Here is a 19,801-nt window from a genome sequence, read left to right on the forward strand (position 1 = left end):
CGCAAGGGGAGAAGGGAAGTAAGAGGGTAAGCGTCGAGAAATCGCTAAATCACATCGGCGAGTGAATGCCCGTGCAGCTCGATGTTCAGCCCCTGCATGCCCATGTCGTTGAGCTCGCCGCCCATCGCCTTGATGCTCTCCTCGCGGATCAGCGACATCAGTCCGCGGCGCAACGCCAAAAACTCCGATGACATCATCATCGACTGCTGCCGCGGCCGCTCCAGCGGGATCGGAATCTCCGCCTTGATCGAGCCGGGCCGTGCGGTCATGCAGTAGACGCGGTCGGATAGGAAGATCGCCTCGTCGATGTCGTGGGTGACGAACAGCACCGATATCTTCAGCCGCTGCCACATGTTGGTAAGTATCTGCTGCATGATGACCCGGGTCTGCGCATCGAGCGCGCCAAAGGGTTCGTCCAGCAGCAACACTTTGGGTCCCGTCGCGAGCGCGCGGACGATGCCGACGCGCTGCTTCATGCCACCCGAGAGTTTCTCGGGGTAATGCTTTTCGAAGGCTTCGAGGCCCGCGAGTCCCAGCAGGGTGCGGGCGGCGCGCTCGCGCTGCGAGCGCGGCATGCCGCGCATCTTCAGGCCGAACTCGACGTTCTCCCGCACGGTCTTCCAGGGAAACAGCGAATATTGCTGAAACACCATGCCGCGCTCCGCGCTGGGGCCGTTCACCTTCTCGCCGTCGACGGTGACGATGCCCGTCGTCGGCTTGAGGAAGCCGGCGACCGCGTTGAGCAGCGTCGACTTTCCGCACCCGGAGGGACCGACGATCGAGACGAACTCGCCAGGCTTTACATGAATCTGCGTATCGGTGACGGCTTCGACCGGCCCCTCGATGCTGTCGTAGCTGAGGGAGAAGTTCTTGACCTCGATATGGCCCTGCGGTGCCTTGACAACGATCTCGCTCATTTCAGCCTCCACGGCATCACCAATTGTCCAGCCCCCCGGATCAGCATGCTCGATCCGAGGCCGAGCACGCCGATCGCGATCATGCCGAGCGCGATGTCGGCATACTGGACCAGCGAATAGGCCTCCCAGGTGAAATAGCCGATGCCGTACTGCCCCGAGATCATCTCGGCGGCGATCAGCGACACCCAGGCCACGCCCATGCCGACGGTGAGGCCGGTGAAGATGTGCGGGAGCGAGGCCGGAAAATACACATCGCGGAAGATCGAGCGCTCCCGCGCGCCGAGACATTGCGCGGCGCGCACCAGCACGGGATCGACCAGGGACATGCCGTGCAGCGTATTGACCAAGATCGGGAAGAACGAGCCGAGGAACGTGATGTAGACGATGCTCTGCTCGTTGGTCGGCCACAGCATGATCGCCATCGGCACCCAGGCGATCGCCGGGATCGGCCGCAGCACCTCCGCCACGGGGAAGATGATCTCGTGGACAAGCTTGAAGCGGCCCATGATCAGGCCGAGCGGCACGGCGACGATTGCCGCGAGCGAGAAGCCGAAGAAGATGCGCCGGCAGCTCAAGAGTACGTGCAGCAGGAATTTCGGATCGTGGATCGCCTTGGTGAAGCTCGCATAGACCGCGAGCGGCGAGGGCACGTTGGTGAAGCGCACGAAGAACACGACGCGATAGGTCGTCAGCAGATGCCAGACCAGCAGAAAGGCGAGCAGTGAGATGATGCCGATCGCGGTTGCGCGCAGCCCGCCCCGGTTGAGCCGGTACCAGCGCAGTGCGAGCGTGCCGAAGGAGGGTGGGGAGGCGGGTGGCGTGGAGGCGGGCATGGCGCTTGCCTCCACGATTGCACTTGCCGGCATGCTGTCCTCGGGATGTCTGAGGAGGGCGGGACTGCTCACGTCTTGCCCCCGCTGACCGCCGCCTTTACCGCGTCGTCGAAGCCGAGCACCTTGCCGCTGATCTTGATGGCATAGGCTTCGGCATCCTTCTTCAACAGGAACGGCGCAACCTCGCCATTGCCGACCGCGAAGAAGGCCTGGTCGGCGAACAGCTTGATGCCGCGGGTGGTATCGAAGACGTAGGCGACGTTGATCTTCTTGCCCTTGGCCTTGTAGTCGGCATAGGCACCGAGCGTGCAGCTGGCTGACGAGAAGGGCATGATGCCGGAATCGTCGACCCAGACCTCGCCGGCCTTGCGCGGATCTGCGATCGGTTTCTTGCAGAAGGAATCGTCGCCGGAGATCTCGTAGTTCTTGGTGCTCGCAAGCTGCCCGTCATAGTCGAGCTTCATCTCGGCATAGGCTTTGCGGATGTAGCTGTCGTCGACCCATTTCTTCGGGTCGAACTCCTTCATGCGGCCGAGGTTCTGCAGAACCTTGACGTCGGCGGTAGCGGCGTCGATCAGAGCCGGCTTGACCGAGGGATCGGTGGTCATGTTGCCGCTGGGGCCGAGGAAGATGTAGACGACCTCCTTGTTGATGCCGGTCCATTCCTGGATCTTCTCGGCGGCGAGCTTGGGATCATCGCGCAGCCATTGATTGGCGGCGATCAGCGCCTTGAAGTAGGCAACAACAACTTCGGGGTATTTCTCGGCGAAATCGGTGCGCACGACGATGCCGTGGAAGGTCGGCAGATTGGTCTCGACGCCGTCAAAGATCTTTCGCGCAAAACCGCGGAACGGCAGCAACTCGGCGAACGGAACGAAGTCGGCATGCGCGTCGATCTTCTTCTCCTGGAGATTGGTCGAGCCGACCTCCGGGCTCTGGCTGACCAGCTGGAAGAAATCCGATGCATAACCGCGGTCCTGCATCGCCTTCAACACCATGCCGTGCGCAGCAGAGCCGAACGGCACGCTGACGAGCTTGCCCTTGAGATCGGCGAGATCGTAGTAGGGCGAATCCTTGTGAACGACGATGCCGTTGCCGGAGCCCGACAGGCTGTAGGCGGCGATGCCGATCAGCCGGCTCTTGCTCTCCGGATTGCTGTCGAAAGTGAAGCCGTTCACGATCAGCGGATAGTCGCCCATCATGCCGATCTGCAGCTTGTTGGCCATCATCGCGTTGGTGACTGGCGGACCGGAGGTGAAGTTCTGCCACTCCAGCTCGAATTTGATGTTGGCGTATTTGCCGTCCTTCGGCAGATATTTCTCGAGGAGATGGAGCTGGCGGATGACGACGCCGGCGGTCACCGTGTTGGTCGTGGTGTCCTGCGTTCCAATGCCGAGCGTAACGGTTTCCGCCGCGGCCGGCTGCGCGAGGAGAAGCGCCAGCGACGTCACCGACATCGCGATCGAGAGCGTGGGAAGATGGCGGACCATTCTCATCCTCATTCGGTTGGATGTGCTGTGGTTGCCATGATTGGGTGAGGGCGTGGGCAGGGCAAATCCGGAATGAGCGCCACAGTCGATTAGTTGCCGGGAAAAGTCGATTGCATACTCCTTGGGCAGTCCTGCACTATAAAGCCGCTTGCATGGGCACCGGCCCTAGTCAGACCCTTGCCCTCGCATCTCTTCCAGCACGTCGGGCCGGCAGACCACGATCTGCGAACGCTTGGTCAGCACGATTCCCTTCTCCTGCATGCGCTTCAGGCTGATCGTGACCCATTGCCTGGTGGCGCCGACCATGTGGGCGATATCCGCATGGGTGAAAGCTGCGGCGATCACACGGCCGTCGGCGTCCTCGACGCCGTAGAGATCGACGAGATGCAGCAACAGATGCGCAAGGCGCTGTGTGATCGAGCGCGTTCCCAGCATCTGGGCCAGCGCCGAATAGCACTTCCCCTTGAAGGTCAGGCCTTCGATCAGGCCGATCGCGAGGTTCGGGATCTCGACCGCAAGGGATCGCAGCTCCTTTCCGGGCAGATGCACCACGCTGCAATTGCTGGATGCAACGCCGGACCATTGATGCACGGTACCTTCGAACACTTCGGGGCCGCCGACGAAATTGCCGACATGCCAATAGGCCAGCGTGATCTCGCGGCCGAGCGGAGAGGTGTAGAACACCCGGATACGGCCGCTCTCGATCAGCCAGATACCGTCATGCTTGCCACCCTGGCTGAACAGCGTCTGGCCACGGTTGAGGACTTTTCGGCGGCCCTGCTTCAGCACCAGCTCCCGCTCGCGCTGGCTGAGCTTGTCCATCAACGCCGGCGGTCCGCCGATCCATTGCTGGTTCTCGGTGAGCAGCAGCGAGGAACCGCCGGCAGGCCGGATCGTGGCGGGAACCGTCCCGCGAACCACATTGGCCGCCGCCTGCAACATCATCTGCCTCCAGAACGTTCAAACCGTTCTAAAGAGGAGCAATGTCCGTGCCAGATTCACTCCGCTGTCATCGCCCGGCTTGACCGGGCGATGACAGCGGAGTTTGGACGACGACCTGTCGCGTCTACCGCCCCGCCAGGCTCAACAAATACGGCTTCGGGTAAATCCCCCGATTGTGCCCATCCGAAAAAGAGATGTTCAGCCCGTAACCGAGATCGCCGATCTCGGTGATCGCGATGCCTGGAAACCGCTCGGGGAAGCGGCCTTCGAAGCGGGCGCGGGTGCAGTGGGCGCATTTGCAGGAGAGGCGGAGCGTCTCCGCCGGCAAGTCCAGCGTGTCGTCCTCAGCGGTGCGGACGCGGAGCGTCGCGAGGTCGGCGCTTGCTTCGTAATCTGCCACGGTCGGTGCCACCAAGGTCATGACGTGTCTCCGACCCTTCTCTACGTTGCCGCAGCGCTGCCGCGCTAGCAACTAATTGCCAGGCGCAGGTGCGCGACGCTGATCTTCGCTGCCTGCTGTTCGATCATCGCCCACGAAATGTGAAACTAATCGACCGGGAATTTCAGTTCGGCGTTGCCGGATTCCAGTCTCTCCGAAACCTTGTGCGCAATCGAGGTCAGGAGAGACAATGAGCGCATTTCAGAAGGAAACGGTCCTGTCGGTCAGGCACTGGACCGATAGCCTGTTCAGCTTCACCGCGACGCGCGATCCGGGCTTCCGCTTCCAGAACGGCCAGTTCGCGATGATCGGGCTGGAAGTCGAGGGCAAACCGTTGCTGCGGGCCTACAGCATGGCGAGCGCCAATCACGAGGAGGCGCTCGAGTTCTTCTCGATCAAGGTGCAGGACGGTCCGCTGACCTCACGCCTTCAGAAGATCAGGGAGGGTGACGTCATCCTGGTTGGCCGCAAGGCCACCGGCACGCTGATCACCGGCAATCTCATTCCCGGCAAGCGCCTGCTGCTGCTCTCGACCGGAACGGGGCTCGCGCCGTTCGCCAGCCTGATCAAGGACCCCGACGTCTACGAGAATTACGAGACCATCGTGCTCGCCCATGGTTGCCGCCAGGTCTCCGAGCTCTCCTATGGCGAGCACCTCGTCGAAGGGCTGCGCAATCACGAGTTCTTCGGGCCGCTGATTCGTGACAAGCTCGTCTACTACCCGACCGTCACCCGCGAGCCGTTCAGGAATCGCGGCCGCATCTCCGACCTGATCGCGTCGAACCAGCTGTTCGACGACATCGGTCTGTCAGGCCTCGATATCGAGACCGACCGCATCATGCTGTGCGGCAGCCCGGCGATGCTGGAGGAACTTCCCGCGATGTTGTCCGCACGTGGCTTTGTCGAGGGCAATCACAGCCGGCCCGGCCATTTCGTGATCGAAAAGGCCTTTGTCGAGCGCTGAGGCGCAAATCGCACCCCGGCGACAACTAATTGCTATCGCCGGGACGCCTGCTGAACAAATCTGATGCAAAGGCGCCGGATCTGCCGGCGGACCAGGAGCAAGCGATGTCACTAGATCAGATCGTCGACGGACTTTCGGAGGTTTCCTGCGACGTGCTCGTTATCGGCGGCGGTACTGCCGGCCCGATGGCGGCGTTGAAGGCGAAGCTGAAGAATCCGAAGGCCAACGTCGTCCTGCTCGAAAAGGCGAACGTCAAGCGCTCCGGAGCGATCTCAATGGGCATGGACGGCTTGAACAATGCCGTCATTCCCGGCTACGCGACGCCGGAGCAGTACACCAAGGAAATCACCATCGCCAATGACGGCATCGTCGATCAGAAGGCGGTCTACAAATACGCGCAGAAGTGCTACTCGATCATCGAGGAACTCGACAGTTTCGGCATCCGCTTCCTGAAGAACGAGAACGGCGACTACGCCGTCAAGAAGGTGCACCACATCGGCACCTACGTGCTGCCGATGCCGAACGGCGAGACCGTGAAGAAGGCGCTGTATCGCCAGCTCCGGCGTGCCCGCATCCTGATCTCCAACCGCTATATGGCGACGCGGCTGCTCAAATCCACCGATGGCCGCATCGCCGGCGCGATCAGCGTCAACACCCGCACCGCCGAGATGCTGGTGATCAAGGCCAAGGCCGTTATCCTGTGCATGGGCGCCGCCGGCCGTCTTGGTCTGCCGACCTCCGGCTACATGTTCGGCACCTACGAGAACGCGGCCAATTCCGGTGACGGCTATTCCATGGCCTATCACGCCGGTGCGGCACTGGCGAATCTCGAATGCTATCAGATCAATCCGCTGATCAAGGACTATAACGGGCCGGCCTGCGCCTACGTCGCCGGTCCCTTCGGCGCCTTCACCGCCAACAACGAGGGATCGCGCTTCATCGAATGCGACTACTGGTCCGGCCAGATGATGCTGGAGTTCTACAACGAGCTGCTGTCCGGCAAGGGCCCGGTGTTTCTCCAGCTCAAGCATCTCCATCCCGACACCATCTCGGAGATCGAATCCACGCTGCACAAGGTCGAGCGTCCCACGCGCGGCCTGTTCCAGCAGGGGCGCGGGGTCGACTACCGCAGCGAGTCGATCGAGATGCATATCTCCGAGATCGGATTCTGCTCCGGTCACAGTGCGTCGGGCGTGTTCGTCGACGACAACGCGCGCACCACCGTGCCGGGCCTTTATGCCGCCGGCGACATGGCGAGCGTGCCACACAATTACATGCTCGGCGCCTTCACCAACGGTTCGGTCGCCGGCATCGACGCGATGGAATTCGCTGACAATCACGACTTCGCGGAATTCGACGCGGCCGAGGTTGCCAGCGAACGTGACCGCGTCATGGCGCCGACCAAACGCGAGGACGGCATTCCGCCGAACCAGATCGAGTACAAGACCCGGCGTCTCGTCAATGACTATCTCCAGCCGCCGAAAGTCACGCGCAAATACGAACTCGGTATGCGCCGGCTCGCCGAAGCGAGGGAAGACATGCAGGAGCGCATGATCGCGCGCAATGCGCACGAACTGCTGCGCGCGCTCGAAGTCCAGTCGATCATGGACTGCGCGGACATGGCAGTGCATGCCTCGCTCTACCGCGAGGAAAGCCGCTGGGGCCTCTATCACTGGCGGACGGATTTCCCCGAGAAGGACAACGAGAACTGGTTCTGCCACACGCTGCTGAGCAAGCAGGACGGCAAGATGACCAGCGAGAAGCGTGCCGTGGAGCCCTATATCGTGCCGATCGCTGACGATGAGAAGGATCTCTACGACAAGCAGCGCATCCGCGCGACCGCCTGACCCGCCGCACAAATAACAGGAGACATACGATGCCTCTCGCTTCTTATCAGACATCGGTTCCGGTGGTCGTCGACGACGCCAAATGCATCGCGGACAAGGGCTGCACCGTTTGCGTCGACGTCTGCCCGCTGGACGTACTGCGGATCAGCGATATGACCAACAAGGCCTACATGGCCTATGACGAATGCTGGTACTGCATGCCCTGCGAGGCGGATTGCCCGACCGGCGCCGTCACCGTCAACATTCCCTATCTGCTGAGGTAGTCATGTCGAGCCCGTTCGAATCCTACGACGATCTCGAAGATGCCGACGAGCGGCTCCAGGCCGCCGATCCAGGGGAGCGCCGCGTCGCCATCATCGCGCTCGGCCATTCCGGCGATCCCGCAGCGGTTGGCCATCTCGCCAAAATGGTCGCCGATCCCGATGCCGGCGTCCGCCAGCAGGTCGCGATGGCGCTCGGCGAGTTCGACGGGCCGGAGGCCGCGAGCGCGCTGGTGAAGCTGCTGGTCGATCCTGAGAGAATCGTCGCGTCCGCCGCGGCCGACAGCATGGCGGAGTTCAAGGATCCCGCCTGCGCCGAGATCATCCTGCCGCTGGTCAAGCATGCCCACGCCTTCGTCCGCATGGGCGCGCTGCGTGCGCTGAAGGAGCTGCGCTGCAAGGATACGCTGAAACCGGCGCTGGAAGCGCTCCAGGATTCCGATGCTGCGGTGCGGGTGCAGGCGATCGGCGTGATCGGGTTCCTCAAGCTGGAGGAATCAATTCCGGCGCTGACCGCGCTGATCAACGATCCCGACGCGCATGTGCGCCGTGCCGCCGTCAGCGCGCTCGCCTTCTCGCAGATGAAGCCTGCGGCCGAGATGATCACGCGCGCTCTGAAGGATTCGGACTGGATGGTGCGGGAGATGGCCGCGGAAACGCTGGGCCTCAACGTCAACGGTTCGATCGCCGCCGAACAGCTCATCGCTTCGCTCAGTGACGAGTTCTGGCAGGTGCGCCTGAAGGCAATCCGCAGCCTTGGCCGGATGAAGATCGAGCGCGCGGTTCGCCCGATCGGCAATTGCGTCAACCACGACCAAGCTAATTTGCGGAAAGAGGCGGCTGCCGCGCTCGGCGAGATCGCCCACCACGACGGCGAAGCCTTCCTTGCCGTCATCGCCGACGATCCCGATCCCGAGGTGCGCAAGAACGCGCGCTGGGCGCTTCAGCAGATTGCGGCCCGAAAAGCGCGGGCGGGGGCATAGAAGCGCGGCGGGCTGCCGCGCTGGACTTCCCGTCCCAGACGTTTATTGGTCTTCGCCAATGTGATAGGCCTCCGCCAGCGAGGCCGATCCGAAAAGAGCGAGGATGCGCCCATGACTACATTGACGGTTAAGGACCTTCTCCCCGAGGACGGCACGCGGGGAACGCTCGTCGGCCGCGTCTGGCTGCCGCAGGCGAATGGCCCGGCCGTGGTCGCCGTGCGCGGCGATGGTGTGTTCGACGTCACCGCAAAATTCCCGACCGTCAGCGCACTCTGCGAGGAAGACAATCCGGCGAAGGCGCTTGCCGCGATCAAGGGCGAGCGCATCGGCGATCTCGAGGTTATCGTCGCCAACACGCCACCTGATCAGCGCGATACGAAAAAGCCGTGGCTGCTCGCGCCGGTCGATCTCCAGACGCTGAAGGCAGCCGGCGTCACCTTTGCCATCTCGATGCTGGAGCGCGTGATCGAGGAGCGGGCGAAAGGCAATCCGGCCTCGGCCGAAGCGATCCGGACAGAAGTGACGCGGCTGATCGGCGATGATCTGTCGAAGCTCAAGCCGGGCTCGGACCAGGCGATGCATCTGAAGCAGGTGCTGATCGATCAGAATGCCTGGAGCCAGTATCTCGAGGTCGGCATCGGCCCCGATGCCGAGGTCTTCACCAAGGCGCCGACCTTGTCGTCGGTTGGCACCGGCATGGATGCGGGGTTGCATCCGAAGTCGACCTGGAACAATCCCGAGCCGGAGCTGGTGCTCTTCGTCTCGAGCCGCGGCAAGATCGTCGGGGGCGCGCTCGGCAACGACGTCAATCTGCGCGACTTCGAAGGCCGTTCGGCGCTGCTGTTGTCGAAGGCCAAAGACAACAACGCCTCGTGCTCCATCGGGCCGCTGCTCCGTCTGTTCGACGACAGCTTTACCCTCGACGACGCTCGCAAGCTCGACATCAGCCTGAACGTGAAGGGGCAGGATGGTTTCGTCCTCGACGGCCATTCATCGATCAGCATGATCAGCCGCGATCCGACCGATCTGGTTGGGCAGACCATCGGCAAGGTGCACCAATATCCTGATGGCTTCGTGCTATTCCTCGGGACCATGTTCGCGCCGGTCAAGGATCGCGACGCGCCGGGACAGGGGTTCACCCACAAACGCGACGACATCGTCACGATCTCGGCGCCCCAACTCGGCAAACTCGTCAACCGCATGCGGACCAGCGACGAGTGCGAGCCCTGGACATTCGGCATCGGCGCGCTGATGAAGAATCTGGCGCAGCGGAAGCTGATCTAGCGCCGACCTTCTTCACCTTGCCCCGCTTGCGGGGAGAGGTCGAGTTTGCGCAAAGCGTAAATTCGGGTGAGGGGGACTCTCCACGAGTCCGTCTGTCACCGGTTGAGCGGAGAGAGCCCCTCACCCCAACCCTCTCCCCGTAAGATCGGGGCGAGGGAGCGCACCGTCGCTCTCGCAACAGCCCGTATCATTTTCTTCATCTCCGCGTTGCATCGCTGGAACAAAATCGCGCTAGGCGTGTCATACCCGGGCCCTGCTGCCAGCCCGTCGCGTCCGACCCAAATAGTCAGATAATATGACTAGTCGGAACCAAACTTCCGTGAAATAGTCCCTCCCGCCGCCTCAAAGGTCGGCCTGTGGGTGCGATGCTACCGATCGGCGCCCCGGATAACATTTTGGGAGATACGCCTGATGATCCTCAAAGCCCTCTTTGCGGCCAGCGCCACTGCTGCGTTGCTGCTCGCGCTGCCGGCGAATGCCGCCGAGCTCACCATCGGCTTCTCGCAGATCGGATCGGAATCCGGCTGGCGCGCGGCCGAGACCTCGGTCTCCAAGCAGGAGGCCACCAAGCGCAAGGTCAATCTCAAGATCGCCGACGCGCAGCAGAAGCAGGAGAACCAGATCAAGGCGATCCGCTCCTTCATCGCGCAGAACGTCGATGCGATCTTCCTCGCGCCCGTCGTCTCGACCGGCTGGGACTCGGTGCTGAAGGAAGCCAAGGAGGCCAAGATTCCGGTCGTGCTGCTCGACCGCGACATCGATCCCTCCGGCAAGGAACTCTATCTCACCGCCGTGACCTCAGACAGCGTGCATGAAGGCGAGGTCGCCGGCGACTGGCTGGCCAAGACCGTCGGCGCCAAGGCCTGCAACATCGTCGAATTGCAGGGCACGGTCGGCGCCAGCGTCGCCGCCAACCGCAAGAAGGGTTTTGACACCGCCATCGCCAAGCATGCGAACCTGAAGGTGGTGCGCAGCCAGACCGGCGACTTCACCCGCGCCAAGGGCAAGGAAGTGATGGAAAGCTTCATCAAGGCCGAAGGCGGCGGCAAGTCGATCTGCGCGGTTTATGCGCACAACGACGACATGATGGTCGGTGCGATCCAGGCGATGAAGGAAGCCGGCCTCAAGCCGGGCAAGGAGATCCTCACCGTCTCGATCGATGCGGTCCCCGACATCTTCAAGGCGATGGTCGCCGGCGAAGCCAATGCCACGGTCGAGCTGACGCCGAACATGGCAGGCCCCGCGCTCGATGCCATCGCGGCCTTCAAGGACAAGGGCACCGTTCCGCCGAAATGGATCCAGACCGAGTCGAAGCTCTACACGCCCACCGATGATCCGCAGAAGATCTACGACAGCAAGAAGGGCCTCGGTTACTGAGCCGAGAGTGTCGCCGGACGGTCGTATTTCGGCAGTCCGGCGATCCCGCTCGCAACCGCCGCGCGAACGAACAGGCTCCGCGTCCGCATCGTCAGCGGGCGCCGCTGGGAGTGAATTTGTCATGGAGAACAGCCCGGATTCCGCTGCTTCCCTGCTGGAGGTGCGCGGGATCAGCAAGAGCTTTGGCGCCGTGCATGCGTTGCAGGAGGTCGACTTCACGCTGCGCGCCGGCGAGATTCATGCGTTGCTTGGTGAGAACGGCGCCGGCAAATCCACGCTGATCAAGGTGATCACGGGCGTGTTCCCGCGCGATGCCGGCATCGTCAGGATCAGCGGCGAAGAGGTCGCGCCGCGCTCGGCCAAGGCGGCGGTTCAGGCCGGCATTGCCACGGTCTACCAGGAGGTCAATTTGCTGCCGAACCTCTCGGTGGCGCAGAATTTGTTTCTCGACCGGCAGCCGATGCGCTTCGGCATCGTGCGTGAAGGCGAGATGCGGCGTCGCGCGAAGTCGCTGCTCGCGGATTTCGGTCTCGACATCGACGTATCAGCGCCGCTTGGCAATTATTCGGTGGCGATCCAGCATGTCACCGCGATCGCGCGCGCCGTCGATCTCTCGGCTCGCGTGCTGATCCTGGACGAGCCGACCGCGAGCCTCGATCGCCATGAGGTCGAGATCCTCTTTCGCATCATGCGTCAGCTTGCCAAGCGCGGCATTGGCATCGTCTTCGTCAGCCATTTCCTCGACCAGGTCTATGAGGTCTCCGATCGTATCACCGTTTTGCGAAATGGTCGCCTGGTCGGCGAGCGCGAGACCGCGTCGCTGTCGCGGCTCGAGCTGATCCGGATGATGCTCGGCCGCGAGCTGGCCGAGACCACCAGCGCGCGGGCCGCGACGCGCGAGCATCAGGCCCGCGAAGTCTGCGCGAGCTTCGAGAACTATGGCAAATCAGGCTATGTCGCGCCGTTCAATCTCGAGCTGCGCCATGGCGAGGTCGTCGGTCTCGCCGGCTTGCTCGGCTCGGGCCGGACCGAGACGGCCCGGCTGGTGTTCGGCGCCGAGCGCGCCGATCGCGGGCAGGCGAGGGTGGAAGGCGCGCCTGTCGGGCTTCACTCGCCGCGCGACGGGGTGCGTCACGGCTTTGGCTATTGCCCTGAGGAGCGCAAGACCGACGGTATCGTCGCCGAGCTCACCGTCCGCGAGAACATCGTGCTCGCGCTTCAGGCCAAGCGCGGTCTGCATCGGCCGCTGTCGCGGCGCGAGCAGGACGAGATCGCGAGCCGTTACGTCAAGGTGCTCGACATTCGTCCGCCCGATCCGGAGCGTCCCGTCGGCCTGCTGTCTGGCGGCAATCAGCAGAAGGTGCTGCTGGCACGGTGGCTCGCGACCTCGCCGCGGCTCCTAGTGCTGGACGAGCCGACGCGCGGCATCGACGTCGGCGCGCATGCCGAGATCATCCGCCTGATCCGCGAGCTCTGCGACGACGGGCTTGCGCTGCTCGTGATTTCCTCCGAGCTCGACGAGATCGTGACCTATTCCGATCGCGTGGTGGTGCTGCGCGACCGCGCCCATGTCGAGGAGCTCGCGGGCGAGGCGATCGACGTCGGCAACATTCTCGCCGCCATTGCCGCCGATAGCGTCGCCGTTGCGCTTGAGGCTCACACATGACAGCGCTGCTGCCGCGCCGCGGCCTTGCCCAGATCCTCGCATTGATCGTCATCCTCGCGGTCGATCGCGTGGTGTCGCCGCAATTCTTCGATTTGCGCCTCCAGGACGGCCGGCTGTTCGGCAGCATGATCGACGTGCTCAACCGCGGTACGCCGGTGGCGCTGCTCTCGCTCGGCATGGTGCTGGTGATCGCCACGCGCGGCATCGATCTGTCGGTCGGTGCTGTCATGGCGATCTCCGGCGCGATCGCGGCGAGCCTCGCCGACAGCCACAGTCTGGCCGTGGTGCTGGCGGCTGCGCTCGGTGCGGGCCTGATCTGCGGATTGTGGAACGGATTTCTCGTCGCGGTGCTCGGCATGCAGCCGATCGTGGCGACCTTGATCCTGATGGTGGCGGGACGCGGCATCGCCCAGCTCATCACCGAAGGCCGCATCGTGACCTTCTCCTCGCCCGATCTGGTCTGGCTCGGCAATGGGTCCATCCTCGGCCTGCCGGTGCCGGTCGCGATCGCGCTGGGGATGCTGATCCTCACCGGCGCGGTGGTGCGCGGCTCCGCACTCGGATTGCTGATCGAGGCGACCGGCGGCAATGCGCGGGCGAGCGAGCTTGCCGGCGTCGGCACGCGCGCGATGATTTTGGCGGTCTATGTCTGGTGCGGCGTTTGCGCTGCGCTTGCCGGCGTGATCGCAGCGGCCGACATCATGGGCGCGGATGCCAACAATGCCGGCCTCTGGCTCGAGCTCGACGCCATCCTTGCGGTGGTGATCGGCGGCACCTCGCTGTTCGGCGGCCGCTTCAGCCTCGTGCTGGCCGTACTCGGCGCGCTGATCATCCAGACGATGAACACGGGCATTCTGCTGTCGGGCTATCCGCCGGAGTTCAATTTGCTGGTCAAGGCGGTGGTGGTGCTCGCCGTGCTGCTGCTGCAATCGCCGAAGCTGTCCGGCTTTGCCGGAATCGTGATGCGGCTGCGGGGGACCAAGGCATGAAAGGCCTGCCGCCCGTCCTCATCACGGCGATCGTGCTCGTCGCGGGATTCGCACTCTGCGCGATGCAGTTTCCCAACATCGCCTCCACCCGCGTGGTCGGCAATCTGCTGACCGACAACGCCTTCCTCGGCATTGTCGCGACCGGCATGACCTTCGTCATCATTTCCGGCGGCATCGATCTCTCGGTCGGTTCGGTGATTGGCTTCACCACGGTGTTCGTCGCGCTGGCGATTGAGCGCTGGGGAATGCCGCCTCTGGTCGCCTTCGTCGCCATTCTCGCACTCTCGGCGGCCTTCGGCGCGGCGATGGGCGCGGTGATCCATGTCTTCGATTTGCCGCCTTTCATCGTGACGCTCGCCGGGATGTTTTTGGCCCGAGGTGCCAGCTTCCTGCTCTCGACGGAATCGGTGCCAATCACGGCACCGGTCTATTCGATCGTGTCGGACTTCGCACTGCGACTACCCGGCGGTGGACGGCTGACGGCGGTCGCGATCATCATGCTTGCGATCGTGATCGGCGGCGCATTGCTGCTGCAGCTCACCCGGTTCGGCGCCAATGTCTATGCGCTCGGTGGCAGCCGGGCGACCGCGAGCCTGATGGGCGTTGCCGTCGGCAGCATGACGGTGAAGATCTACATGCTGTCGAGCCTGCTCGCTGGCATCGCCGGCATCGTCTTCTCCTTCTACACCAGCGCCGGCTACTCGCTCTCCGCCGTCGGCGTCGAACTCGATACCATCGCGGCCGTCGTGATCGGCGGCACGCTGCTCACGGGCGGGCAGGGCTCGGTGATCGGCACCTTCCTCGGCGTGCTGATCCAGGGCATGATTCAGACCTACATCAATTTCGACGGGACGCTGTCGAGCTGGTGGACCAAGATCGCGACCGGGGTGCTGCTGTTCGCCTTCATCGCCTTGCAACAGGGTTTGGTCGCGCTCGCGCGCCGGCCCGTGGCAAAGCGCGCGGGAGCAGTCTCATGACCACCTCGCGCATCCTCGTCATTCCGACGCGCCGGGCGCACTCAAATCACGCGGAAGTGGCCCGCTCGATCGGCGTTGACATCATCGCCGGCCGATATGCAGAAGGGACGCGGCTGCCGGGCGATGCCGAGATGATCGCGATGTTTGGCGTGTCGCGACCGGTGCTGCGCGAGAGCGTGAAGACGCTGGTGGCCAAGGGCCTGCTTACTACCAAGGCGCGCGTCGGCACCGTCGTGCGCGAGCGCGTCGCCTGGAACATGTTCGACGCCGACGTGCTGGCCTGGCACCTGGATGCCGGGATCGACAAGCGTTTCCTCAACGACCTCGCCGAGATCCGCCTCGCGGTCGAGCCGCGCGCGGCGATGCTGGCGGCGGCGCAGCGGTCGGAGCAGGATCTGTCCGAGCTCCGGCGCTGCATGGAGCGGATGCGGCTTGAAGCCTCCGACTCCGTTGGCTTCGCCGATGCCGACCTCGCGCTCCATGTCGGTGTGGCGCGCGCCTCCGGAAATCTGTTCATGCGCTCGATCGGGCACGTCATCGAGGCTGCGCTGCGCGCCTCATTCCTGCTCAGCGCACCGGTCGAACCGGAGGACCGCGACACCGTTCTGCTCTGGCATCAGAAGATCGTCGATGCCATCGCGGCCGGTGATGCCACGACTGCTTCGGAGGCGATGGTCTACGTCATTCACAACGGCATGCGCCGCCACGAGGGTACAGTGATCGAGACTGTATCGGCCGAAGCGCTGCCGTCCGCGGAAGCTGGAGAAAGATCGTGACTGAACTTCGAATCGCCATCGTCGGCTTCGGCAAGATCGCGCGGGATCAGCATGTCGGCGCCATCGCAGCGGTTCCCGGCGCGACGCTGGCCGCCGTCGCCAGCCGCAATGCCTCGTTGCCGGATCTGCCGCATTTCGCGACTATCGAGGAGCTGCTGGAAAAAGGTCCGCCGATCGACGCGGTGTCGCTCTGCACGCCGCCTCAAGTGCGCCGCGCCCAGGCGGTCGCAGCGCTCAAAGCCGGCAAGCATGTCATGCTGGAGAAGCCGCCCGGCGCCGGAGTTGCCGAGCTCGATCCGTTGATCGCGATGGCGGGTGAGGCCAAGCGAACGCTGTTTGCGACCTGGCATTCGCGCCATGCGCCGGCAGTCGAGCCGGCGCGCGAGTGGCTCGCCGCGCGCCGCATCCGTTCCGTGCACATCAACTGGAAAGAGGACGTCCGCGTCTGGCATCCCGGGCAGGCGTGGATCTGGGAGCCGGGCGGGCTCGGGGTGTTCGATCCCGGCATCAATGCGCTGTCGATCCTGACCAGGATCCTGCCGCAGCCCGTGTTCGTCACCGCAGCCGAGCTCGCCTTCCCCGCCAATTGCCAGGCGCCGATCGCCGCGAAGCTGACGCTGACCGACATCGAAGGCCTGCCTGTGACCGCCGAGTTCGATTTCCGCCAGACCGGGCCGCAGAGCTGGGATATCCTGGTCGAAACCGACCAGGGCCGGATGACGCTATCCCGCGGCGGCCGGATCATGGCGATCGACGGCAAGACCGTTGCCGAAGCGCCCGATGAGGAATATCGGGAGCTTTACCGGCGCTTCGTCACGCTCGCCGCGACAGGGGCGAGCGATGTCGATCTGGCGCCGCTTCGTCTCGTTGCCGACGCCTTCCTGCTCGGCAGGCGCACGATCGTCGAACCGTTTGTGGATTGATCATGGCTGGATCGAAAATAGAAAAAGATGTCTTCGGAACGCTGCCGGACGGCCGCAAGGTGGACCGCATCGTGCTGCGCGGCGAGGGCGGGTTCGAGGCGCGCATCATCACCCATGGCGCGGTGATCCAGGCGCTGATCGCGCCGGACGCCAAAGGCTGCTACGACGACGTCGTGCTCGGCCATGATGGGTTCGCCGGCTATCTCGCTGAACGAAAGTTCTTCGGCGCCACCGTCGGCCGCTACGCCAATCGCATCGCCAACGGACAATTTTCGCTGGACGGCGAGACGGTGCAGCTTCCCGTCAACAACGGTCCGAATGCGCTGCATGGCGGCCTCGACGGCTTCGACCGCAAGCTCTGGGACATTGCGGAGATCGACGACGGCGCCGAGCCCGCGGTCACACTGACCTACACGAGCCCGCATGGCGAGGAAAACTATCCCGGTCGGCTCGATGTGCGCCTGACCTATCGCGTCACCGGCTCGGCCGAGCTATCCCTGATCATGGAGGCGCGGACCGACCGGCCGACCATCGTCAACCTGACCAACCACAGCTTCTTCAATCTGGAGGGCGCGACATCAGGCACGCCCATTCTCGATCACAAGCTAACGGTCGCGGCCGCGCATTTCCTCGCGATCGACCCCACGGCCATTCCGTTGCCCGAGCCGCCGCGCAGCGTTGCCGGCACGCCGTTCGACTTCCGCGAGCCGCGGGCGATCGGCGAGCGCATCCGCGAGAGCGACCAGCAATTGCGCAACGGCAAGGGCTACGATCACACCTACTGTCTCGCGCGTGACGGCAAGCTTGCGCTCGCGGCGCGGCTGGAGGCGCCGCGCTCGGGGCGCATCATGGAGCTGTTCACCGATCAGCCCGGTCTGCAGGTCTATTCGGGTAATTATCTCGACGGCACGATTTCGGGCAAGGGCGGCAAGCTGTACCGGCAGTCGGACGCCATGTGCCTGGAGCCGCATATCTGGCCGGACGCACCGAACCGGCCGGATTTCCCGAGCCCGCGCCTAGCGCCCGGCGAGGTCTATCGCCATCACACGGTCTATCGCTTTGCGGTGAGGAGGTCCTGATGGAACAGGTGCCGACCTCGGTTCTTTCGAACGATCCTTGCCATCTCGGCGAGGGACCGACCTATGACGTGACCACCGACACCGCCTGGTGGTTCGATATCCGCGAGGGACGACTGTTCGAGGCGCAGCTCGGCAGCGGCGGCATTCGCGTTCATGCGCTGGGCCGGATGGCGAGCGCACTTGGGCGGATCGATGCCGAGCGGCAGTTGATCGTCGCGGAAGACGGCCTCTATGTCCGCAAAATTGCCGACGGTGCGATGACGCTGCTCTGTCCGCTCGAAGCCGACAATCCCGCGACCCGCTCCAACGATGCCCGCGTGCATTCCTCCGGCACGTTCTGGATCGGCACCATGGGCCGCAAGGCGGAAGCAGGGGCAGGCGCGATCTACGCGTTTCATCGCGGCGAGATCTCGATGCTGTTTCCGCGCATCAGCATTCCCAACTCAATCTGCTTCTCGCCCGATGGCGCCACCGGCTACTTCGCCGACACTGCGCGCGCGGTGCTCTACGCGGTGCCGCTCAATCCCACGACCGGCCTGCCGCGCGGCGAGCCGGAAGTGCTGCTGCGCCACACCGGCATCGGCGGTCTTGACGGTTCGGTGTGCGACGCCGACGGAAACATCTGGAACGCCTGCTGGGGCGCTGGCCGTATCGACGTCTACTCTCCGCAAGGCGAGCGCCTGCGCTCGCTCAGCGTGCCGGCAAAGCAGGCGAGCTGCCCCGCTTTTGTCGGCCCTGATCTGTCGCGTCTCCTCGTCACCTCGGCCTGGCAGGACATGGATGCGGCGGCGCGTGCCGCCGATCCGCAAGCCGGCTACACCTTCCTGTTGGAGGCCTCCGCGCGCGGTCGCGCGGAGCCTGACGTCAAGCTCGCATAGGAGGCTCGAAGCCGCACACGACCAAATTTCTCGACGACACCAAAAAACAGTCTGACATCCAAGGGAGAGAAACATGTTGAAACTGAAGACGACCTTCCTCGCGCTGGCGCTGGCCGGCGCTGCGACGATGGCCGCGGGCGTCACCGCCTCGGCCCAGGACAAAGCAACAGTCGGCATCGCCATGCCGACCAAATCGTCGGCGCGCTGGATCGACGATGGCAACAACATGGTCAAGGTGCTGAAGGAGCGCGGCTACAACACCGACCTGCAATATGCCGAGGACGACATTCCGAACCAGCTCTCGCAGGTCGAGAACATGGTGACCAAGGGCGCGAAAGCGCTGGTGATCGCCGCGATCGACGGCACCACGCTGTCCGACGTGCTCAAGCAGGCGAAAGCAAAAGGCATCACCGTGATCGCCTATGACCGCCTGATCCGCGGCACGCCGAACGTCGACTATTACGCGACCTTCGACAATTTCCAGGTCGGCGTGCTCCAGGCCGAGTCGATCGTGCAGGGCCTCGGCCTCAAGGATGGCAAGGGTCCGTTCAACATCGAGCTGTTCGGCGGCTCGCCCGACGACAACAACGCCTACTTCTTCTACAACGGCGCGATGAGCGTGCTGAAGCCGTACATCGACAGCGGCAAGCTCGTCGTCGTCTCCGGCCAGATGGGGATGGACAAGGTCGCGACCTTGCGCTGGGACGGCGCCACCGCGCAGGCCCGCATGGACAATCTGCTCAGCGCCTACTACGGCAACAAGAAGGTCAACGCGGTGCTGTCGCCGTATGACGGCCTGTCGATCGGTATCATCTCCTCGCTGAAGGGCGTCGGGTATGGCAGCGCCGGCCAGCCGATGCCTGTCATCTCGGGCCAGGATGCCGAGGTGCCCTCGATCAAGGCGATGCTGCGCGGCGATCAGTATTCGACGATCTTCAAGGACACCCGCGATCTCGCCAAGGTGACCGCCGACATGGTCGACGCTGCGCTTGCCGGCAAGCAGGTCACCGTCAACGACACCAAGACCTACGAGAACGGCGCCAAGACCGTGCCGTCCTATCTGCTCAAGCCGGTCGTGGTCTACAAGGACAATTGGGAGAAGGTCCTGGTGGAGAGCGGCTACTACAAGAAGTCGCAGTTCCAGTAAGAGGTCTACTCCCTCTCCCGACCTGCGGAG

19 protein-coding genes are annotated in these 19,801 nt (G+C 63.8%); 14 read left to right on the top strand and 5 right to left on the bottom strand.

Going from position 1 to position 19,801, the window contains the following annotated elements:
• Positions 1 to 44: 44 nt before the first annotated feature.
• The 5 genes from AC0L3J_RS20975 to AC0L3J_RS20995 all read right to left on the bottom strand — a co-directional run bounded on the left by AC0L3J_RS20975 (position 45) and on the right by AC0L3J_RS20995 (position 4,603).
• Positions 45 to 917 (bottom strand): ABC transporter ATP-binding protein, encoded by an 873-nt coding sequence (locus tag AC0L3J_RS20975; RefSeq protein WP_027517023.1) that lies wholly within the window; start codon positions 915 to 917, stop codon positions 45 to 47.
• A complete protein-coding gene (locus AC0L3J_RS20980; RefSeq protein WP_473348231.1) occupies positions 914 to 1,783 on the bottom strand; it encodes an ABC transporter permease in 870 nt (289 codons plus the stop codon). The genes AC0L3J_RS20975 and AC0L3J_RS20980 overlap by 4 nt, the downstream gene beginning before the upstream one ends.
• Positions 1,784 to 1,818: 35 nt before the next feature.
• A complete protein-coding gene (locus AC0L3J_RS20985) occupies positions 1,819 to 3,240 on the bottom strand; it encodes an ABC transporter substrate-binding protein (RefSeq protein WP_456765089.1) in 1,422 nt (473 codons plus the stop codon).
• A gap of 165 nt (positions 3,241 to 3,405) precedes the next feature.
• Positions 3,406 to 4,185 (bottom strand): Crp/Fnr family transcriptional regulator, encoded by a 780-nt coding sequence (locus AC0L3J_RS20990; protein WP_456765088.1) that lies wholly within the window; start codon positions 4,183 to 4,185, stop codon positions 3,406 to 3,408.
• A gap of 121 nt (positions 4,186 to 4,306) precedes the next feature.
• Positions 4,307 to 4,603, bottom strand: coding sequence for a gamma-butyrobetaine hydroxylase-like domain-containing protein (locus AC0L3J_RS20995; protein WP_473348232.1), 297 nt, complete (start codon positions 4,601 to 4,603; stop codon positions 4,307 to 4,309).
• Between the two features lie 208 nt (positions 4,604 to 4,811).
• Between AC0L3J_RS20995 and AC0L3J_RS21000 the strand changes: the two genes are divergently transcribed.
• From AC0L3J_RS21000 to chvE, 14 genes are all read left to right on the top strand, one after another.
• Entirely contained in the window at positions 4,812 to 5,585 is a 774-nt protein-coding gene (locus AC0L3J_RS21000) for a ferredoxin--NADP reductase (RefSeq protein WP_456765087.1), read from the top strand.
• A 104-nt stretch (positions 5,586 to 5,689) separates the two neighbouring features.
• A complete protein-coding gene (locus AC0L3J_RS21005; RefSeq protein WP_456765086.1) occupies positions 5,690 to 7,432 on the top strand; it encodes a fumarate reductase/succinate dehydrogenase flavoprotein subunit in 1,743 nt (580 codons plus the stop codon).
• A 29-nt stretch (positions 7,433 to 7,461) separates the two neighbouring features.
• A complete protein-coding gene (locus AC0L3J_RS21010; RefSeq protein ID WP_007593252.1) occupies positions 7,462 to 7,695 on the top strand; it encodes a 4Fe-4S dicluster domain-containing protein in 234 nt (77 codons plus the stop codon).
• 2 nt (positions 7,696 to 7,697) lie between these two features.
• Complete coding sequence (locus AC0L3J_RS21015) at positions 7,698 to 8,675, top strand: HEAT repeat domain-containing protein (RefSeq protein ID WP_456765085.1); 978 nt, start codon at positions 7,698 to 7,700, stop codon at positions 8,673 to 8,675.
• Positions 8,676 to 8,786: 111 nt separating this feature from the next.
• Positions 8,787 to 9,959, top strand: coding sequence for a fumarylacetoacetate hydrolase family protein (locus tag AC0L3J_RS21020; protein WP_456765084.1), 1,173 nt, complete (start codon positions 8,787 to 8,789; stop codon positions 9,957 to 9,959).
• A 411-nt stretch (positions 9,960 to 10,370) separates the two neighbouring features.
• Positions 10,371 to 11,336 (top strand): galactofuranose ABC transporter, galactofuranose-binding protein YtfQ, encoded by a 966-nt coding sequence (ytfQ, locus tag AC0L3J_RS21025; protein ID WP_007608422.1) that lies wholly within the window; start codon positions 10,371 to 10,373, stop codon positions 11,334 to 11,336.
• Between the two features lie 121 nt (positions 11,337 to 11,457).
• Positions 11,458 to 13,002, top strand: coding sequence for a sugar ABC transporter ATP-binding protein (locus tag AC0L3J_RS21030; RefSeq protein ID WP_456765083.1), 1,545 nt, complete (start codon positions 11,458 to 11,460; stop codon positions 13,000 to 13,002).
• A complete protein-coding gene (locus AC0L3J_RS21035) occupies positions 12,999 to 13,991 on the top strand; it encodes an ABC transporter permease (protein WP_456765082.1) in 993 nt (330 codons plus the stop codon). Before AC0L3J_RS21030 ends, AC0L3J_RS21035 begins: the two co-directional genes overlap by 4 nt.
• On the top strand, positions 13,988 to 14,968 hold the full coding sequence (yjfF, locus tag AC0L3J_RS21040; protein WP_456765081.1) for a galactofuranose ABC transporter, permease protein YjfF: 981 nt from the start codon (positions 13,988 to 13,990) through the stop codon (positions 14,966 to 14,968). Before AC0L3J_RS21035 ends, yjfF begins: the two co-directional genes overlap by 4 nt.
• Positions 14,965 to 15,744, top strand: coding sequence for a FadR/GntR family transcriptional regulator (locus AC0L3J_RS21045; RefSeq protein ID WP_456765080.1), 780 nt, complete (start codon positions 14,965 to 14,967; stop codon positions 15,742 to 15,744). The genes yjfF and AC0L3J_RS21045 overlap by 4 nt, the downstream gene beginning before the upstream one ends.
• Complete coding sequence (locus tag AC0L3J_RS21050) at positions 15,741 to 16,667, top strand: Gfo/Idh/MocA family protein (protein ID WP_456765079.1); 927 nt, start codon at positions 15,741 to 15,743, stop codon at positions 16,665 to 16,667. The genes AC0L3J_RS21045 and AC0L3J_RS21050 overlap by 4 nt, the downstream gene beginning before the upstream one ends.
• 2 nt (positions 16,668 to 16,669) lie before the next feature.
• Positions 16,670 to 17,746 carry an aldose epimerase family protein gene (locus AC0L3J_RS21055; RefSeq protein WP_456765078.1) on the top strand — a complete coding sequence of 359 codons (1,077 nt, stop codon included), beginning with the start codon at positions 16,670 to 16,672 and terminating at the stop codon, positions 17,744 to 17,746.
• Positions 17,746 to 18,624, top strand: coding sequence for an SMP-30/gluconolactonase/LRE family protein (locus AC0L3J_RS21060; protein ID WP_456765077.1), 879 nt, complete (start codon positions 17,746 to 17,748; stop codon positions 18,622 to 18,624). Before AC0L3J_RS21055 ends, AC0L3J_RS21060 begins: the two co-directional genes overlap by 1 nt.
• A gap of 73 nt (positions 18,625 to 18,697) precedes the next feature.
• Entirely contained in the window at positions 18,698 to 19,771 is a 1,074-nt protein-coding gene (chvE, locus tag AC0L3J_RS21065; RefSeq protein WP_275167653.1) for a multiple monosaccharide ABC transporter substrate-binding protein, read from the top strand.
• The last annotated feature ends 30 nt before the right edge of the window (positions 19,772 to 19,801 follow it).

The organism is Bradyrhizobium sp. Kon37, from assembly GCF_055807535.1.

Excerpts from the sequence above, each read along its gene's own strand:
- AC0L3J_RS21020 (WP_456765084.1), top strand. The coding sequence starts at position 8,787 with ATGACTACATTGACGGTTAAGGACCTTCTCCCCGAGGACGGCACGCGG.
- AC0L3J_RS21000 (WP_456765087.1), top strand. The coding sequence starts at position 4,812 with ATGAGCGCATTTCAGAAGGAAACGGTCCTGTCGGTCAGGCACTGGACC.
- AC0L3J_RS20990 (WP_456765088.1), bottom strand. The coding sequence starts at position 4,185 with ATGATGTTGCAGGCGGCGGCCAATGTGGTTCGCGGGACGGTTCCCGCC.
- AC0L3J_RS21015 (WP_456765085.1), top strand. The coding sequence starts at position 7,698 with ATGTCGAGCCCGTTCGAATCCTACGACGATCTCGAAGATGCCGACGAG.
- AC0L3J_RS20975 (WP_027517023.1), bottom strand. The coding sequence starts at position 917 with ATGAGCGAGATCGTTGTCAAGGCACCGCAGGGCCATATCGAGGTCAAG.
- AC0L3J_RS21005 (WP_456765086.1), top strand. The coding sequence starts at position 5,690 with ATGTCACTAGATCAGATCGTCGACGGACTTTCGGAGGTTTCCTGCGAC.
- AC0L3J_RS21035 (WP_456765082.1), top strand. The coding sequence starts at position 12,999 with ATGACAGCGCTGCTGCCGCGCCGCGGCCTTGCCCAGATCCTCGCATTG.
- AC0L3J_RS21010 (WP_007593252.1), top strand. The coding sequence starts at position 7,462 with ATGCCTCTCGCTTCTTATCAGACATCGGTTCCGGTGGTCGTCGACGAC.
- AC0L3J_RS21045 (WP_456765080.1), top strand. The coding sequence starts at position 14,965 with ATGACCACCTCGCGCATCCTCGTCATTCCGACGCGCCGGGCGCACTCA.
- chvE (WP_275167653.1), top strand. The coding sequence starts at position 18,698 with ATGTTGAAACTGAAGACGACCTTCCTCGCGCTGGCGCTGGCCGGCGCT.
- AC0L3J_RS21055 (WP_456765078.1), top strand. The coding sequence starts at position 16,670 with ATGGCTGGATCGAAAATAGAAAAAGATGTCTTCGGAACGCTGCCGGAC.
- AC0L3J_RS20995 (WP_473348232.1), bottom strand. The coding sequence starts at position 4,603 with ATGACCTTGGTGGCACCGACCGTGGCAGATTACGAAGCAAGCGCCGAC.
- AC0L3J_RS21060 (WP_456765077.1), top strand. The coding sequence starts at position 17,746 with ATGGAACAGGTGCCGACCTCGGTTCTTTCGAACGATCCTTGCCATCTC.
- AC0L3J_RS21030 (WP_456765083.1), top strand. The coding sequence starts at position 11,458 with ATGGAGAACAGCCCGGATTCCGCTGCTTCCCTGCTGGAGGTGCGCGGG.
- AC0L3J_RS20980 (WP_473348231.1), bottom strand. The coding sequence starts at position 1,783 with ATGCCGGCAAGTGCAATCGTGGAGGCAAGCGCCATGCCCGCCTCCACG.
- yjfF (WP_456765081.1), top strand. The coding sequence starts at position 13,988 with ATGAAAGGCCTGCCGCCCGTCCTCATCACGGCGATCGTGCTCGTCGCG.
- ytfQ (WP_007608422.1), top strand. The coding sequence starts at position 10,371 with ATGATCCTCAAAGCCCTCTTTGCGGCCAGCGCCACTGCTGCGTTGCTG.
- AC0L3J_RS20985 (WP_456765089.1), bottom strand. The coding sequence starts at position 3,240 with ATGGTCCGCCATCTTCCCACGCTCTCGATCGCGATGTCGGTGACGTCG.